Genomic DNA, 1565 nt, shown 5'->3' with positions numbered 1-1565 from the left:
GGCCCAGACTGTGTCAAAACGGCTGGCCACTGGGAATTGACGAAACCTGTCTCGGCGCAGGTCGCGGCTTTTCGATTGCGGCAACCCGAACGTCAAATCACAGCCGAACACATCGCAAAGGCTCAACGACCCCGTACGGGTCTCACGCCCGCATCGCCGTCATAACCGCTTCAGAACCGAGTAGCTTGATCACCCGCTTCATGTTGTACGCCAGCACGTGCAAGCTCATCTCCGTGCTCACCCGCCCGATGGTCCGTGTCAGGAAATGAGTGGCGCCCATCCATGCCTTGATCGTGCCGAACGGGTGCTCGACAGTCTGTCGCCGGATGCGCATCATCTCAGGTGCATGGTCAAGTCGCGCCTGCATCTCGTCCAGAACAGCTTCGTGTTCCCAGCGTGCCACGCGACGTTGAGGGCCCGGCGTGCAGTCCCCTTTTAGCGAACATTGCTGGCAATTCGAACTCCAATACTTACTGAGTTTCAGGCCGCGCTCAACGGTCGAGAATCGCCAGATGAGCCGCTCGCCTGCCGGGCACCGATATTCATTCGTCTTTGGGTCGTAAATGAAGTCTTCCTTGCCGAAGCGGCCATGAGCCGTAGCGCTTGATGTCACCGTCTTCGGAACGAACACGGTTATCCCAGCCTCATGGCATGCGAGTATTTCTTCGCTCTTGTAGTAGCCGCGATCCGCAACTGCGGTGAGCTTGTCAACACCCATCTCTGTACGGGCAAGCTTCGCCATCGACGTCAACTGATCACGATCGATGCCGTCATTGGTAACGACGTGCGCGACGATCAGATGGTGCTTCGTGTCAACCGCCGTCTGGACGTTGTAGCCGACGACTCCCGTTCCTCGTGTCTTCATCGAACGGGCATCGGGATCCGTGAGCGATACCTGTTTGTCGGGTGCCGCGTTGAGTTGCACCTCGATCTCCTTGAGGCTTCGCATCTGTTCCTTCAAGGCCGCAATCTTGTCCTGCAGTCGCGCTGTTCTGGCCTTCGCAATCGCAGGCTCCTGACGATCCGCTGTGTCCATCGCCTCGAGATAGCGAGCAATACTGGACTCGATGTCGCGCATGCGTCGTTCGAGCTTGGCGCTCGTGAAGTTGCGGTCGCGATGGTTCACCGCCTTGAACTTGCTGCCGTCGATTGCAACGATCGCTTCGGCGAAGAGGTCCAGACGCTGGCATAGCACGACGAACTGACGGCAGACGCTGCGGATCGCTTTGCCGTTGTCTTTACGGAACCGCGCAATGGTCTTGAAGTCAGGCGCCAGGCGGCCGGTGAGCCACATCAGTTCGACGTTGCGCTGGGCCTCGCGTTCAAGGCGACGGCTGGATTGAATACGGTTCAGGTAACCGTAGATGTAGATCTTGAGCATCACCTCCGGATGATACGAAGGCCGACCGGTCAGCGCTGGCTCAACACCTTCAAACCCGAGCTTCTGAAGATCGAGCTCATCCACAAAGACATCCACCACGCGCACGGGATTGGTGTCGGTCACGTAGTCATCAAGCGCTTCGGGAAGGAGAAAGCTTTGTGTACGACTATCGCCTTGAACGAAC

The 1565-nt window shown here is 58.0% G+C and carries 1 protein-coding gene; it reads right to left on the bottom strand.

The window, feature by feature from the left end; genetic code table 11:
• Positions 1–142: 142 nt before the first annotated feature.
• Positions 143–1565: IS1182 family transposase (locus tag DLM46_RS38840; RefSeq protein WP_115110393.1), on the bottom strand; the 1423-nt coding region annotated here is incomplete at its 5' end.

It is taken from the genome of Paraburkholderia lacunae (assembly GCF_003353175.1).
GTDB lineage: Bacteria > Pseudomonadota > Gammaproteobacteria > Burkholderiales > Burkholderiaceae > Paraburkholderia > Paraburkholderia lacunae.
The sequence above is the reverse complement of the archived record's forward strand: the minus strand, read 5'-3'. Positions and strand labels throughout refer to the sequence as shown.